Genomic DNA, 15,076 nt, shown 5'->3' on the forward strand with positions numbered 1-15,076 from the left:
AAGACTATGCGCATTGCGAACAATATTCTGGGTAAGTCTTAGCGGTAAATCTTTGTGGTCGGACTGAAGCTCTTCGGCCAGAAGTTCTGCGGAAACAATGATAGCGGTAAGCAGCGTTTTCAGCTCATGGACGGTGGCATCACCAAAGCCGATATCCTTACTTCCCTTGTCATTTCTCTGTTTCAGGCTTTCCATGTCTACCGCCGCAGAGCCAACAGATGATTTATTATACCATTTTCAGCGGGATATCACTCGTTTTCTCTGGCTATTCCTTTGGCAACGAGTTTTATCGTGTTGAGAATACCAATGACCGACCGCTGAATCTCAATTGGCTCTTCAGCTAGCATTTTAGCGACATACGGGTCCAGGCGTCGGTTGCCATAAGCGGTGCTTCTTTCTTCGGCTACTCCGGAAGGGTGCGGTGACAGGAAACCGGCGAGGGTAAAGAGTTCGTCCTCGTCAAAGCCAAGCGGCTGGGCGATTCTACGCAGGATGTGGGCGGAAGGGAAGCGCTCGCCTCTTTCAATACGTCCCAGATGAGAGGACGATACTCCCGAAGTAGCGGCCAGTTCCTGCAGGGTCAGCGGAATGGAAATTCTCTGCTGCTTTATTATTCTACCCAGATCATTGTTTATTCGTGGCATAGCTGCACTCCTCAGTTTATCTAAATTATTATAATTCGCCAAATGGCAAATGTCAATATACGTGAATCAGAGACATTTGTCCATATATCCTCATGCTCATTCTAAACTGGCCAAGTTAAGCTATCGTTAAAATGGTGATAAAATTTCATTAAAATTCGCCGATTGAAGTTTCTATCCTTCCTTGACATTGGACTCAACTACTGGCTAAAATGTGATGGCGCTGTGTGTTGTAATGTGGATGCTGTAGCGTGGTCACCTTCTCTAATGTTTATAAAGAACAAATAAATTGTAATCTGGTTTTAGAAGGAGGGTGATGCTATTTGACCGAGGTAGTGGCGGGCGAGAATGAGAGCTTTGAAAGTTTGCTCAAGCGGTTCAACCGTCGTGTCCAGCAGACCGGCATATTATCGGAAGTACGCCGTCGGGAGCACTATGAAAAGCCGAGCGTTAGACGCAAACGTAAAAAAGCGGTTAAAAGACGCAGTGTCGCCGGAGCAGTGAGAAGGTAGTCCGTTAGCGAGTAATATATGGGAGAAGCGAAACTGAAGCAGAAGCTGTCTGATGACCTCAAACAGGCAATGAGAAGCGGTGATACCGTAAAGCGAGGCGCCATTAGAATGCTGATGGCGGCAATGAATAACGTTGAAAAAGCCCGGCAGGCAGAGCTGAAGGACAGCGATATCTTCGGCGTTATCGCCAAAGAGGTCAGGCAGCGTCGCGAGAGCATTGAGGCCTTCAAGCAGGGAAACCGCCAGGACCTTGTTGACAAGGAAGAAGCGGAATTAGCCATCCTTCAGGAATACCTGCCACAGCAGATGACCCGGGAAGAGGTCGTCGAGGCCGCTCGAAAGGTCATGGCTGAGGTGGGTGCCGAGGGACCCGGTGATAAGGGCAAGGTAATGCCAAAGCTTATGGCACAGTTGAAAGGCCAGGCGGACGGTCGTGAAATCAACGAGGTAGTCAGCGAATTACTCAGTTCATGAATCAGGTGAAAACAAACGGGCATTTTGAATTTTCAGGAGGGGCGCACGCCCCTCTTTTTAATCTCTGTTAATAGAGTAGCGATTAAATGCACCGAATAGAGGTCCGGCTGAAAAGTCATCTGCCTGATGCCCGCGGCCAGGGACTGGTCAAAGACATTCATGACCTTGGCATTTCCACAGTATCCGGCGTGCGCGTGGTGGATATCTACTGGTTTGATGCCGAGCTTAGTCCAGCGACTTTGGATTTGCTCGGGAGAAGTCTGCTTTCCGACCCCGTCACCCAGGTTTACAATCACCGACAGGGCTCATCTGTCGAGCAGATTGATGAATCCAGATACCATGCCGTTGAGGTCGCCTATAACGCCGGGGTTACCGACCCGGTAGAGGATAGTGTCCTGAAGGCGATTCGGGACCTGGAGGTGGGGGGTATCAGGGCGGTCAAGACTTCAAAGCGGTACCTTATCGAAGGGCAGTTAACCGGGGAACAGCTGGGAATTATTTGCAGTCGGCTGCTGGTGAACCCCATCATCCAGCACGTGGTGGAACGGGAACAGCCGAGCTTTCCGGAGAATCCAAAATATCATTATAAACTGGAAGTTGTTGATATCCTGACCTCCGAGCGAGCTGCGTTACAGAAGCAGTTCGGGTTCACGGCGGAAGAATTTCAGTCCATTGTTGACTATCATCAGAAGCAGGGCCGCAATCCGACCGATGTTGAGCTGGAGACGCTGGCCCAGACCTGGTCGGAACACTGTGTTCACAAGACGTTCAAGGGCAGGTTCAAGCTTGGTGGAAAGGTGGTGGATAACCTGCTGAAGAGCACCATAATGAAGGCAACCCGTGAGCTCGACAAACCCTGGTGCCTCTCGGTCTTTATGGATAATGCCGGTGTCATCGATTTTGACGGTCAGTGGGCGCTCTGTTTCAAGGTGGAAACGCACAACCACCCCTCGGCGGTGGAGCCGTACGGGGGTGCCGCCACCGGAATCGGCGGCGTCATTCGCGACCCGCTCGGCACGGGGCTGGGGGCGAAGCCGATTGCCAACACCGATGTCTTCTGTTTCGGCCCACCCGATTTACCTTACGAAAAGTTACCTCAGGGCGTACTTCACCCACGCCGTATGTTTAAGGGGGTGCGGGCCGGAGTGGCCGACTACGCCAACCGGCTCGGCATACCGACGCTCAACGGTGCCGTTCTCTTTGATGAGCGCTACGTGGCCAATCCGCTGGTGTACTGCGGCACTCTGGGTTTGCTGCCGAAGAAAATCGCCCGGCGCGGCAAACAGAGACCGGGTGATAAGGTGGTCCTTGTTGGCGGCCGGACGGGCCGGGACGGCATTCACGGGGTCACTTTCGCCTCGGAGCAGCTCACCGAGGCCTCGACAGCCACATCCTCCAGTTCGGTGCAGATCGGCAACCCCATCGTGGAAAAGAAGATGATTGATATCCTCCTCCAGGCCCGCGACCGCGGGCTGTACGTGCGCATAACCGACTGCGGTGGCGGGGGCCTTTCTTCGGCGGTGGGGGAAATGGCGGAGGAGACCGGGGTTCGGGTTGACCTGGAAAAGGTGCCGCTGAAGTACGCAGGGCTCTCCCACGCGGAAATATGGATTTCAGAATCTCAGGAGAGGATGATTATCGCCGTGCCGCCGGAAAACATCGATGAGCTGATGGCGCTCTTTGCCGGTGAAGATGTGGAAGCGAACGTTATCGGTGAATTCACCGATGACCGCCGGCTACAGCTTTTTTACCAGGGGAACCTGGTCTGCGACCTGGAAATGGAATTTCTGCACGGCGGTATCCCGCAGTTGAAGAGAGAGGCGGTCTGGGAACCGCCCCGCCACCCCGCTCCTGACTTTGCCGAAGCTTCCGACCTTGGTGAGTCACTGCTGGCGATTTTGAGTTCGTGGAATGTATGCAGCAAGGAGTGGGTCATCCGTCAGTATGACCACGAGGTTCAGGGCGGCAACGTCCTCAAGCCGCTGGTGGGGAGGGATAATGACGGACCCGGTGATGCGGCTATTATTCAGCCGATACTGGGCTCATCTAAAGGCGTGATAATCGCCAACGGCATCAATCCCGGCTATGCCGATATCGACCCGTACTGGATGGCCGCCTCGGCGATTGACGAAGCCCTGCGGCAGATTATATCCGTGGGCGGCGACCTGAACCGGGTGGCGTTGCTGGACAATTTCTGCTGGGGCAGTGCCGGTCGACCCGAGATGCTGGGGGCGCTCGTCCGCGCCGCTCAGGCCTGCTACGACATGTCTATTGTCTACGGAACACCTTTTATTTCCGGCAAGGACAGCCTGAACAATGAATTCGAATATGAGGGCAAGACCATATCTATCCCGCATACGTTGCTCATCTCGGCTATCAGCGTTATGGATGACGTGAGCCGGGCCATATCCATGGATTTCAAACAGGCCGGCGATATCATCTATATCGTGGGGAGTACCCGGTGTGAGGTCGGTGGCTCGGAATACCTGAAGACAAAGGGCTTCACTGGCAACAGCGTACCCAGGGTTGACCCGCAGAAGAGCAGACAACTGATGGAAAGCCTGAGCACAGCCACCGGAGAGGGGCTGGTCAGGGCCTGCCATGACTGCAGCGATGGAGGTATTGGCGTGGCCGTGGCCGAAATGGCCTTTGCCGGCGGGCTGGGGGCGAGTATAAACCTGAAAGAAGTGCCGCTCGGCGAGCCGATAGACCGTGATGACTTTATCCTCTTCTCGGAGTCGAACAGTCGGTTCATCGTCGAGGTGTCACCCGACAAGAAAGACGCATTTGAGAGAGAAATGGCGGGCAAGTCCTTTGCCCTGCTTGGCCAGGTAACCAAAGAGTCGAGGCTTGAGGTTTACGGTCGGAAGGGCGATAGCGTTGTCTCCATCTCCATAGATGAATTAAAGGAGGCCTGGCAGAAGCCGCTGAGGTGGTGATGGATGGTTAAAACAATCGTGCTGCGGGCGCCGGGAACAAACTGCGATGCTGAGACCGTCTTTGCCTTTGAGCAGGCGGGTTCAGCGGTGGACCTGGTTCACGTTAACCAGCTTATTAGACATGAACGGCAGCTGGCCGACTACCAGATACTGGTCATTCCCGGTGGCTTCACCTACGGCGACGATATCGCCGCCGGCAAGGTGCTGGCCAACGAGCTGCAGCTCAAGCTCGGAGGGGACATCAGGCGCTTTTTTGAGGCCGGAGGGCTCATCCTGGGCATCTGCAATGGCTTTCAGGTGCTGGTCAAGGCCGGTTTTTTGCCTGACCCACATAACGATGGCCAGCCGCGGGTGACGCTGGCGGCCAATGATTCGGGCAAATTCGAGTGCCGGTGGATTCACCTGGCGGTAAATCAAGAGAGCCCGTGCGTTTTCACCAGAGAGATGGAGAGCATGTACGTTCCGGTGGCACACGGCGAGGGTAAATTCGTTGCCGGGACGGATATTTTAACGGATATAAACGTCGTCGTGCGTTACGCCGACGAGCAGGGTGATACTGAAGCCGGCTATCCCCACAACCCCAATGGCTCCGTGGGCAACATTGCCGGCATCTGCGACTCTTCAGGGCGCATCTTTGCCCTGATGCCCCACCCCGAGCGGCACATCAGGGGCACCCAGCACCCGCAGTGGACAAGATTTGGTGCCAAGCAATACGGAGATGGCTTTCCGATTTTCCAGAACGCCGTCAGTTGGGTACAGCAGTCATAGCTGAGACTGAGCTTAGTCCTTGCCTTCTATCTTCGTGCCGGTATCTATCATTGCCCAGGGGAATCTCCGGCTTTCATCCCACTGCTGGTGCGCGTAATAATCGGTATCCAGCTGGCACTTGGCCACTGCCTTTCGCCAGCCCGCCAGCGAACTCTCTTCAATATCATTTAGAACCTGGGCAACACTCGTATCGCCGCGAGCCAGCACCGCCTGAATCTGGCTCCAGGCCGGGCTTTTGCATTTAAGCTGGATGCCCTCCGGGGCCAGTCTGCCCTTCAAATGGGCAATACGTTGCTTTAGTGTTTCTACCGGCGCCATGGGCAGGCGCTGAAACGGTGTGCCGGCCTTGGGGACAAACGGGGCGATGTTTAGGGAGAGGCGGGCACCTTTTGCTTGGCGGTCAAGCACGTTCTTGCACTGTAGTGTCAGTCGGATAATCTCTGCTATGTCCTCATCGGTCTCTGTGGGCAGGCCGAGCATGAAGTAGAGTTTGAACTGCTTTATCCCGTGCCTGCCCAGCCTGTCGACTGCACTGACAATGTCATTTTCGCAGATACCTTTATTGATTGCCTGGCGCAGGCGTTCCGAGCCAGCTTCGGGGGCAAGGGTTATCGTCCGCGCGCCCCCGTCGGCGATTTCGGCAAGTACCTGGTCTGGGAGATTACTGGCGCGCATTGAGCTCATGGAGAATTGAGCCCCCATCCGGCGCAGGCCGGTTAGCAGTTCCTCAAGGTGTGGATAATCGGAAACTGCCGGCCCGACTAATCCCAGCCGCTTCCGGTGGTGAAGGCCTTTCTCTGCCTGAGCGAGCAGCGTGTCGACCGAGCGGAAGCGCATCGGCCTGAAGACAGTGCTGACGAGGCAGAATCGGCAGCGCCACGGGCAGCCCCGCTCCACCTCAATCAGGTAAAGGTCACTCAGCTCGGTGTCCCTGGTCAGTATGACCGAGCTGACTGGAAAATCATCGAGGTTTTCTGCCCACTGACGATTTACAGGAGCCTTTGGCGGTATCTGTGGAATATACATACCGGGCACGGAGGCCAGCGACTTCAACAATGCCTCGTGTTTCCCATTTATGTTATCGATTATCGGTGGCAGCAGGTCAGGTAACAATTTTTCCGCCTCACCGATACCGAAGCCGTCAAAGAACGGTGCCAGCGGCATGGGGTTGGCGGTGATGCAGGGCCCGCCGGCGATAACCAGCGGATGGCTTTCATCGCGGTCGGCAGAGAACGGTGGGATACCGCTGGCCTTGAGTATGGACACGACGTTGAAGTAGTCGAGTTCGTAGGAGATGGTAAAAGCCACTACTTTGAAATCGGATAGCGGACGTCCTGATTCAAGAGATACCGGGGGAATTCTTCTTTCCTGATTCTCTCTTTCCCAGAAAACCCGCTCACACACAATCTCACGTTGTCGGTTGAGCAGGGAATACAATGCGTGCAGCCCGAGGTTGGACATGCCTATATAATAAGAATTGGGGTAAACAAGGGCGATGGGTAGTCGGCCGCCCCAGTCTTTGATGACCGTGCCTTCTTCCCTGGCAAGGCGTTCCCTGGGGCTGATTGCCAATCCCTTGGCTCTATTGCCTCCGTACCGGTTCATGCCATGTTATGACTTCCAGCAGCTACTCATAAACTGTTTATTTAAGGTTATCACCCTATCGGCCACGTTTCGCAACTGCCAGGAAGTACCCCTTTTGCCGAAAAGGGCTACCTCAACGTGTTTGCCGTTGTCCTTTACGGCCTGAAGGGCTCCGACAAAGTCATTGTCCCCGGCAACCAGAATCGATACGTCGTAATTATTCTTGAAGCTGTATGTCAGCATGTCCGTGGTCAGCTGGACGTCAGTGCCTTTCTCGTATGGCGGCACATTCGGCCAGTTGAAATAGACCAGTCGGCCAAGGCGCAGCTCGAGGTATGGTATGGCATTTACTCCGGCGAAAAACGCCTGCTGGTGCTGGTAACGCTCCGGTTCCTCTTTCCTGCCTACCCTGGCATTGTAGTAGTAAATCCTGATTAATTGGCGGCGATTCAGGAGCTTGTGGCAGAACCTTCCGATATCCACGTCAGTCCGACCAAATATGTTTTTCAGCGAGTGGTACACGTTGCTCCCGTCGATGAATATCATTATCCGCTCCGACATTTTCACTGCCTCCTTGATTGGGCTACAATCTTATCTTTTCTTCAATTATATCGCCTTTACTGGAAAATTACGACCGCTTCAACTTATTTGCGGGATTTCGAATATGAGTGGTATAATTGGCCGATAAATTCAACCCGGGGTTCGTGGATGAAGCTGAGTCGTGAAGAAGTGCTGCACATTGCCCGCCTTGCCCGCCTGGGACTGACCGAAGAAGACGTCGATAAGTTCCGGGAGCAGCTTTCCAATATTCTGGAGAACTTTGAGATTCTGCGGCAGGTGGACACCACGGATGTCCCTCCCACCGCCCAGTCGCTCGCTCTCCAGAACGTGATGCGCGATGATGGGGTGACTCCATCTCTGCCCCCGGAGGATATTCTGGCCAATGCTCCCCGCCGGGAAGGGGACTGCTTCAGGGTACGGGCGGTTCTGGAGTAATAGACGGGGGCGGACACAGTTGGCTGGGGTCGGGAGAAATGATACCGAAAGGCTGTACCGGAAAGGACTCGTTCTTGAATATATTACAGTTGTCTATAACATCCTTGAGGCCATTGCCTCGATTATCTTTGGAGGTATTGCCGGCAGCATTGCCCTGATTGGCTTTGGGCTGGATAGCATTGTTGAGTCATTGTCCGGTCTGGTCCTGATATGGCGGCTCAGGCAGCACGGTAAGATATCAGAGGAAAAAGAAGAGAGGATTGAAAAACGGGCCACAAGGTTTGTCTCCATTACCTTCTTCATTCTTGGCCTGTATGTTTTCGTCGAGGCAATAAGGAAATGGGCTGTGGTTGAAGTCCCGGAGCCATCGCTACCGGGCATATTGATTGCCATAGCATCTTTAATTGTCATGCCGATACTGACGGTGCAGAAATACAGAACAGGGCAGCAAATCAACAGTCGGGCACTCATTGCCGACTCCAAAGAGACACTGGCCTGCGCCTTTCTTTCTCTGGCTTTACTGGCAGGTCTGGGGGCAAATTACTGGTTTGGATTCTGGCAGGCAGACCCCATTATAGGCATCATAATTGCCGCTTTCCTGTTCCGTGAGGGGTGGCTGGGCTGGAAAGAATCGGGCGAGGCAGGCAGTGATTGATTTTACAGGCTTGACCATTCACGAAGCCCACAAATTGCTTAAAAGTCGGGAGCTCTCGTCGGTGGAGCTGACCCGGGCTTACCTCGAACGTGTCTCAAGGGTAGACCCCGAGGTTAAAGCCTTTGTTACCGTGACCGATGAGCTGGCACTGAAGCAGGCGGAAGAGGCTGACCGTCTCCTGGCACAGAATGGTGCCAATCCATTGATGGGCATTCCGGTTCTTATTAAAGACGTTATGTGTACCAAAGGCGTCAGGACCACCTGTTCCTCCAAGATACTGGAAAATCTGGTACCGCCCTATGACGCCACTGTCGTGGAGAAACTGAAGGCCTGTAACGCCGTGATTATCGGCAAGGCGAACATGGACGAGTTCGCCATGGGCTCATCAACGGAGAACTCCGCCTTTTTTACTACCCGTAACCCCTGGGACCTGAGCCGGGTTCCCGGCGGCAGCAGCGGCGGGTCGGCGGCAGGGGTTGCCGCTGGAGAGACCGTCTATGCGCTGGGCTCGGATACCGGCGGCAGCATCCGCCAGCCGGCCGGTTTCTGCAGCGTCGTTGGCTTCAAACCGACCTATGGCAGGGTCAGCCGTTATGGTCTGGTGGCGTTCGCCAGCTCCCTCGACCAGATCGGCCCGCTCACACGCGATGTTACCGACTGCGCGCTGGTCATGAACACCATCGCCGGTTATGACCACCGTGATTCCACATCGGCACCGCAGCCGGTGCCGGATTACACAAAGTGCCTGAATGCCGACCTCAAGGGCCTTCGTATCGGCGTCCCCAGGGAGTACTTTGTCGAGGGGATGCAGGCGGAGGTGGCAAACGCTATAAAAGTGGCGATTAACCAGCTTGAAGCACTGGGGGCGGAGGTTGATTGGGACGTATCGTTGCCCCACACCCCCTATGCCCTCGCCGTTTACTACATCATTGCTCCCTCGGAGGCTTCGGCCAATCTGGCCCGCTACGACGGCGTCAAGTACGGCTTTTCCTACCAGGCGCCGAGCATGTGGGAGTCACTGGAGAAGACCCGCCAGTTCGGCTTTGGCGCCGAGGTAAAGCGGCGTATCATGCTCGGCACGTACGCGCTATCGGCCGGTTACTATGACGCCTATTACCTGAAAGCGCAGAAGGTCAGGACATTAATTCGACGTGAATTCGACCAGGCCTTTGAGAAATATGATGCCCTGGTAACCCCCACCTCCCCCACCGTCCCCTTCAAGATAGGGGAGAGGATGGACGACCCGCTCCAGATGTACCTCAGCGACGTCTGCACCATGCCCGTGAACATCGCCGGACTGCCCGCTATTTCCATCCCGGGGGGCTTTGCCGACGGCCTGCCCATCGGCCTGCAGATAATCAGTAAACCATTCGCTGAAGAGACGATTTTGAAGGTCGCCCACGCCTACGAGCAGTCAACCGAGTGGCATAAGAGAAGGCCGAATATTTAAAAGGGAGTCCAAGAGGGGCGAAGCCCCTCTTCCCATACTTCCCCTTCCCTAATCATAGGGAGGGGGATAAAAGGGGGAGGGTCACCCAATAAAAAACTGAAAGGTAAACTATGGAAAGCCAGAATCGCTGGTACGAAGAAATCACCAAGAAGCTCGACCCCTACAAGGACAGTCTGAGCAAGAAGGAACAGAAGAAATTTCAGCTTGACCTGCTCACGCGGGTGGCCAGAAGGGTCGCCGGGTTTTACGACGAATGCGGCGAATGCCAGCTATTTCAACAGGAAATCACCGCCTATGTCAATGAACTGGGCAATATGGTTCACCTTGCCGATAACGTCCGCCGAAAAAAATATGCGAAGCGACTCAAGCAGACCGTCAGGCACCTGCAGAGTCAGCACAAGCTGGTTCCCAAGGGGCACTATATTGGCATCTGGATGTCCATCGGCACCGGAATCGGAGTGGCCATCGGGGCCGGGATGGACAATGTCGGTGCCGGCATACCAATCGGCATTGGCATTGGCGTGGCTATCGGCGCAATGCTGGACACCAAAGCGAAAAAAGAGGACAGGGTAATTTAATCAAAGGAGTTCGTTATGCTGGAGCAGATGATTGATTTTATTCTTTCCTGGTTTGCCATTCCGAGTCCAATTGGGATTGGCCTGGCGATAGTATTTGGCGCTATCTGGCTGGTCGGTTACTGGCCACCGCTCTTCAGAAAACCCTGGCTCTGGGCGGTTCTCGTTATCAGTGCCTTTCTGTCTCTGATAGCGGTTTCTTTTATTCAACTTCCTCTCCAGATTCTGGTCGGGCAGGCGTTGGACCAGTTCTGGAGCCAGGAAATGCTCATGCGCTGGATTCTGCTGGCCGGGATACCTCAGATACTGCTCAGCGGGCTGGTTCAGGAAGGGTCAAAGCTCGTGCCGGTGGTCATCTGGTGGTTGGGTGAAGAAAGGACACTGGAACCGAAAATGGGACTGGCTATCGGGGCGGTAGCCGGGGCTGGACTCGGCGTCTTTGAAGCGGTCTGGGTGCATAACAGTATTTTCGCCGCCGGCTGGGGTTGGGAATTCGTGCGGGAAGGCGGATTTATGGCGCTGGCCGGGTTCTGGGAAAGATTCTTTGCTGTTGCTTTTCATATCGCTTCCTGTGCCCTGGCCGGCTGGGGCCTGGCCAAGGGGTGGGGCTGGCAGTTCTACCTTCTGGCGGCTTTTCTGCATAGCCTCTTGAATTATAGCGTGGCAATCCTTCAGGCTGGCATTTTTACCATAATCCATGTGGAAATCTATGCCGCGGTGATAGCCGTAATAGTAACCGCCGGAGCGCTCTGGCTGCGCTGGCGAAAAAGCGAAGAATCGAGTGAAGAATGAGCCGTAGTAACGGACGGGTATTGATTACGGGTGGCGCTGGCCGCCTGGGGATGACCGTTTGCCGGACTTTTCTGGAGAACGGGTATCGGGTGCGCTTGTTTGACCTGGACACGGCACGCAACCGAAAGGCGGTGAAGGAACTGCCCGGGGAAGCCGAGATTTTCTGGGGAGATGTCGCCCAGAGAGAGTCGGTCAGGGTGGCCATGGAATATGTTGATGCCGTCGTTCACATGGCCGCCGTTTTGCCCCCCTTGGCCTATCAAAATAAAGAGCTGGCCCATCGCGTGAACGTGGAGGGCACCGGAAATGTAATCGATGTCATTAAAGAGAAAGGCGGCAACATGCCGCTGGTATTTACATCTTCAGCGGCGGTTTTCGGGCCATCTCCAGGGGCCAAGAAGCCAATCAGTGTGGAGAAAAATCCCCCCAACCCAAAAGGGACGTATGGCGAGACCAAGCTGCAGGCCGAGAACCTGATAAGGGAGGCGGGGATAGACCACGTCATATTGCGCCTGACGGTAACCATGTATCTCATCTTCGAAGTAAGTGACATGAAGCGCATGATGACCGTTCCGTTGAAAAATCGAATTGAATACTGCCACCCCGATGATACCGCCCTGGCGATACTCAATGCGGTGAAAAATTTCGACCTGGCGAAGGGCAACACGCTCGTGATTAGCGGTGGCCCTGGCCAGAGGATGTACTATCAGGATATGATTGGCGCCGTCCTCAAGGTGCTGGGATTGCCCATGCCTCCAGCCAGCAAATTTACCAGGGAGCCCTACTACCTCGACTGGTATGATACCAGTGCTTCTCAATTACTGCTGCAGTATCAGCGTAAAACCTTTGCCGACTATCTTGATGATTACCAGCGGGAACTTACCAGGCGGTTTTCCCCGCTCTTCTTACCCTTTATGCGCTACTTTGTCGGGCCGCTCTTCGGCAAGCTCATTGTGAGGTTAATCTAGATTACATCCGCTCTGGGGCGGTCATCCCCATGAGGTGCAGCGTGCGGCTGAGCACGGCTTTGGCCGCCTCGGCCAGCTTGAGACGGGCCTTCGTGAGCGCTTCATCCGGTGAAACCACCCGGCACTGCATATAGAAGCTGTGAAACACGGTGGCCAGGTCCTGAGCGTAGTAGGTGAGGTGGTGGGGCTCCAGGGTGTTAGCCATCGTTTCCACAAGCTCGGGCAGAAGAAGCATCTTGCGGATAAGGGTAAGCTCGGGCTCTGTGGTCAGCAGCGAGACGTCTCCATCGCGGTAGTCAATGCCCTTCTCCTGCGCCAGCCGCAGTACACTGGCAATGCGGGCATGGGCGTACTGGACATAGTAGACCGGATTATCTGCCGACTGCTTTTTGGCCAGTTCCAGGTCAAAGTCCATCTGGCTATCGGCGGAGCGGGACAGGAAGAAGAAGCGGCAGACATCGGTGCCCACTTCCTCGATAAGCTCGCGCAAGGTGATGATATCGCCGCTCCGTTTCGAGATGCGCACTATCTCCCCGCCGCGGCGCAGCGTGACCATCTGCGAGATGATAACCCTGAGCTGCTCCGGGTCGATACCCATCGCGCCAACCACGGCTTTCATCCGTGAGACATGCCCCATATGGTCGGCGCCCCAGATATTGATGACGGTGTCGAACCTGCGCTTCAGGAACTTGTCATAGTGGTAGGCAATGTCGGTGGCGAAGTAAGTGGGGGAGCCGTCGCTGCGTATCACCACGTTGTCTTTATCCTCGCCCAGTGCCGTGGAGACAAACCAGGTTGCTCCTTCCTTCTCACTGATGTAACCTTCTCGCTTCAGGAGTGATAATACATCATCATACTGACCATTCTGGTAGAGACTGTGTTCGCTGAACCAGACGTCAAAGGTCACGCTCAGCAACTCAAGGTCGGCCTTTATTTGACTGACCATCTTTTCCAGGCCGACCTGCCCCAGCTGCTCGATGGCCTCGGTTTCGGGAAGATTGAGGAATACATCGCCTTTCTGGTCAGCTATTTCCCCAGCCAGGTCAAACATGTACTGACCGAGGTACCCGTCTTCAGGCATTTCCACCTCTTTACCCAGCTTCTGACAATAGCGGGCATAAAGAGAGCGCACGAAGGCATCAATCTGGCTGCCGGCGTCATTAATATAGTATTCCGTTGCTACCTGATAACCGGCCGCAGTAAGGACATTGGCCAGCGTACTGCCCAGAATAGCGCCGCGTCCATGCCCGACGTGAAGCGGTCCGGTGGGGTTCACACTGACAAACTCTATCTGCACCCTGTTATGGCCGATTTCAATATTGCCGTAGGATTCACCAGCTTCGAGAATTGAATCTACCTGTCCGGCCAGCCATTCTGCACTCAGGGTGAAATTGATGAAACCTGGTGCGGCCACGTCAACACGCTCAATCTCGGAAGTACGGGCGATAAAGGCAGTAATATCATTGGCGATGGCGAGGGGGTTGCTGCCTGTAGCGCGGGCCAGTTTCAATGGCAGACTGGAAGCGTAGTCGCCGTGTTCAGGATTCTGCGGGTGCTCCATAATGACTTCAGGCAGAGCGACCGGGGGAAGCTTACCTGACTTCTGCGCCTCAGCGGCTGCCTGAGTTAGAAGTTCGGCCAGTTTGTGTTTCAGCATTAGCCTGTCTAGTTCGCTTCTTATGGTGATATTTGAAATGCCCTATGCAATGCGCTTGCTTTTGCCCGAATTATATCACAATCGGCGCGGGAAAAGGAAAGAACGTTAAAAATAGTGATTTTTCAGTATTGACAAAGATAGTGCGATGATAGTATATTAGTATATGGCGATGATAATGCTGTACACATAGTCTGGTTTATGGGTGAAGGAGAACCAAGCAGGCGGTTTGGTGCTCATCACCAAGCCGCCTTACTTTGTGTATCGTACCTTAAAAACTGAATACGAGGTCTAATATTAAATCTGAAGCAGGTCAAGCGGGTAAGGGCATACGGTGGATGCCTTGGCATCAAGGGCCGATGAAGGGCGTAGCAAGGCTGCGATAAGCCCCGGTGAGCTGTCTAGCAAGCCTAACCGGGGATTCCCGAATGGGGCAACCCGCTCAGGTAAACCCTGAGCACCCCCAGCTGAACACATAGGCTGGGTGGAGGTAAGCAGGGGAAGTGAAACATCTCAGTACCCTGAGGAAAGGAAATTATTCCCTGAGTAGTGGCGAACGAAAGGGGAGAAGCCCAAACCCGATAAGCTAAGTGGCGCCGCGGCCTATGCTTATCGGGGGTTGTAAGGCAGGTAGGACCGAATTCGGAATAGGTCAAGGAGTTAACAACCAAACTTTAGTTGAAGGTCTCTGGAAAGGGCCGCCACAGACGGTGATAGTCCAGTAAACGAAAGAGGTAGGCTCCTTATCTGTCCTTGAGTACCACGGGACACGAGAAATCTTGTGGGAAACCGCCCTGACCACAGGGCAAGGCTAAATACCCTTGATGACCGATAGTGAACTAGTACCGTGAGGGAAAGGTGAAAAGAACCCCGGGAGGGGAGTGAAATAGACCTGAAACCGTATGCTTACAAGCAGTCAGAGTCTTTCCAGTAATGGAGGGATGATGGCGTGCCTATTGAAGAATGAGCCGGTGAGTTAATCTTTGTGGCTGGTTAAGCAACTCAAGTTGCGGAGCCGAAGCGAAGGCGAGTCTGAATAGGGCGATTTGGTCGCAGGGATTAGACGCG

15 protein-coding genes and 1 rRNA gene are annotated in these 15,076 nt (G+C 54.4%); 11 read left to right on the forward strand and 5 right to left on the reverse strand.

The window, feature by feature from the left end:
* Together KKD83_04225 and KKD83_04230 are read right to left on the reverse strand one after the other, a co-directional pair.
* Positions 1-195, reverse strand: a 195-nt coding sequence (locus KKD83_04225) for a hypothetical protein (GenBank protein ID MBU2535360.1), incomplete at its 3' end; no start/stop codon positions are given.
* Positions 196-248: 53 nt separating this feature from the next.
* A complete protein-coding gene (locus tag KKD83_04230; GenBank protein ID MBU2535361.1) occupies positions 249-644 on the reverse strand; it encodes a helix-turn-helix transcriptional regulator in 396 nt (131 codons plus the stop codon).
* Positions 645-964: 320 nt separating this feature from the next.
* Between KKD83_04230 and rpsU the strand changes: the two genes are divergently transcribed.
* The 4 genes from rpsU to purQ all read left to right on the forward strand — a co-directional run bounded on the left by rpsU (position 965) and on the right by purQ (position 5,334).
* Positions 965-1,153, forward strand: coding sequence for a 30S ribosomal protein S21 (gene rpsU, locus KKD83_04235; protein ID MBU2535362.1), 189 nt, complete (start codon positions 965-967; stop codon positions 1,151-1,153).
* A gap of 18 nt (positions 1,154-1,171) precedes the next feature.
* Entirely contained in the window at positions 1,172-1,627 is a 456-nt protein-coding gene (locus KKD83_04240) for a GatB/YqeY domain-containing protein (protein ID MBU2535363.1), read from the forward strand.
* Positions 1,628-1,713: 86 nt separating this feature from the next.
* Complete coding sequence (purL, locus tag KKD83_04245; GenBank protein MBU2535364.1) at positions 1,714-4,566, forward strand: phosphoribosylformylglycinamidine synthase subunit PurL; 2,853 nt, start codon at positions 1,714-1,716, stop codon at positions 4,564-4,566.
* Positions 4,567-4,569: 3 nt separating this feature from the next.
* The gene (gene purQ / locus KKD83_04250) at positions 4,570-5,334 is read left to right on the forward strand and encodes a phosphoribosylformylglycinamidine synthase I (GenBank protein MBU2535365.1); all 765 of its coding nucleotides are present in this window, start codon (positions 4,570-4,572) and stop codon (positions 5,332-5,334) included.
* Positions 5,335-5,346: 12 nt separating this feature from the next.
* Here the strand turns inward: purQ and KKD83_04255 are convergent, their stop codons facing one another.
* Positions 5,347-6,939: a radical SAM protein gene (locus KKD83_04255; GenBank protein MBU2535366.1), complete on the reverse strand. Its 1,593-nt coding sequence runs from the start codon at positions 6,937-6,939 to the stop codon at positions 5,347-5,349.
* Positions 6,940-6,945: 6 nt separating this feature from the next.
* Entirely contained in the window at positions 6,946-7,479 is a 534-nt protein-coding gene (locus KKD83_04260; GenBank protein MBU2535367.1) for an NYN domain-containing protein, read from the reverse strand.
* A gap of 147 nt (positions 7,480-7,626) precedes the next feature.
* Here KKD83_04260 and gatC point away from each other — a divergent pair, with 147 nt between their 5' ends.
* The 6 genes from gatC to KKD83_04290 all read left to right on the forward strand — a co-directional run bounded on the left by gatC (position 7,627) and on the right by KKD83_04290 (position 12,354).
* Positions 7,627-7,914 (forward strand): Asp-tRNA(Asn)/Glu-tRNA(Gln) amidotransferase subunit GatC, encoded by a 288-nt coding sequence (gene gatC, locus KKD83_04265; protein MBU2535368.1) that lies wholly within the window; start codon positions 7,627-7,629, stop codon positions 7,912-7,914.
* Positions 7,915-7,933: 19 nt separating this feature from the next.
* A complete protein-coding gene (locus KKD83_04270; protein MBU2535369.1) occupies positions 7,934-8,569 on the forward strand; it encodes a cation transporter in 636 nt (211 codons plus the stop codon).
* Entirely contained in the window at positions 8,565-10,019 is a 1,455-nt protein-coding gene (gene gatA, locus KKD83_04275; GenBank protein ID MBU2535370.1) for an Asp-tRNA(Asn)/Glu-tRNA(Gln) amidotransferase subunit GatA, read from the forward strand. Before KKD83_04270 ends, gatA begins: the two co-directional genes overlap by 5 nt.
* A 110-nt stretch (positions 10,020-10,129) precedes the next feature.
* Complete coding sequence (locus KKD83_04280; GenBank protein ID MBU2535371.1) at positions 10,130-10,597, forward strand: hypothetical protein; 468 nt, start codon at positions 10,130-10,132, stop codon at positions 10,595-10,597.
* Positions 10,598-10,612: 15 nt separating this feature from the next.
* Positions 10,613-11,386, forward strand: coding sequence for a PrsW family intramembrane metalloprotease (locus tag KKD83_04285; GenBank protein ID MBU2535372.1), 774 nt, complete (start codon positions 10,613-10,615; stop codon positions 11,384-11,386).
* A complete protein-coding gene (locus KKD83_04290; GenBank protein ID MBU2535373.1) occupies positions 11,383-12,354 on the forward strand; it encodes an NAD(P)-dependent oxidoreductase in 972 nt (323 codons plus the stop codon). The genes KKD83_04285 and KKD83_04290 overlap by 4 nt, the downstream gene beginning before the upstream one ends.
* A gap of 1 nt (position 12,355) precedes the next feature.
* Here the strand turns inward: KKD83_04290 and KKD83_04295 are convergent, their stop codons facing one another.
* Positions 12,356-14,011, reverse strand: coding sequence for an arginine--tRNA ligase (locus KKD83_04295; GenBank protein ID MBU2535374.1), 1,656 nt, complete (start codon positions 14,009-14,011; stop codon positions 12,356-12,358).
* 308 nt (positions 14,012-14,319) lie between these two features.
* Here KKD83_04295 and KKD83_04300 point away from each other — a divergent pair.
* Positions 14,320-15,076, forward strand: a 23S ribosomal RNA gene (locus KKD83_04300); the annotation flags it as partial.

This window comes from Chloroflexota bacterium (genome assembly GCA_018829775.1).
Taxonomy (GTDB): domain Bacteria; phylum Chloroflexota; class Dehalococcoidia; order Dehalococcoidales; family RBG-16-60-22; genus E44-bin89.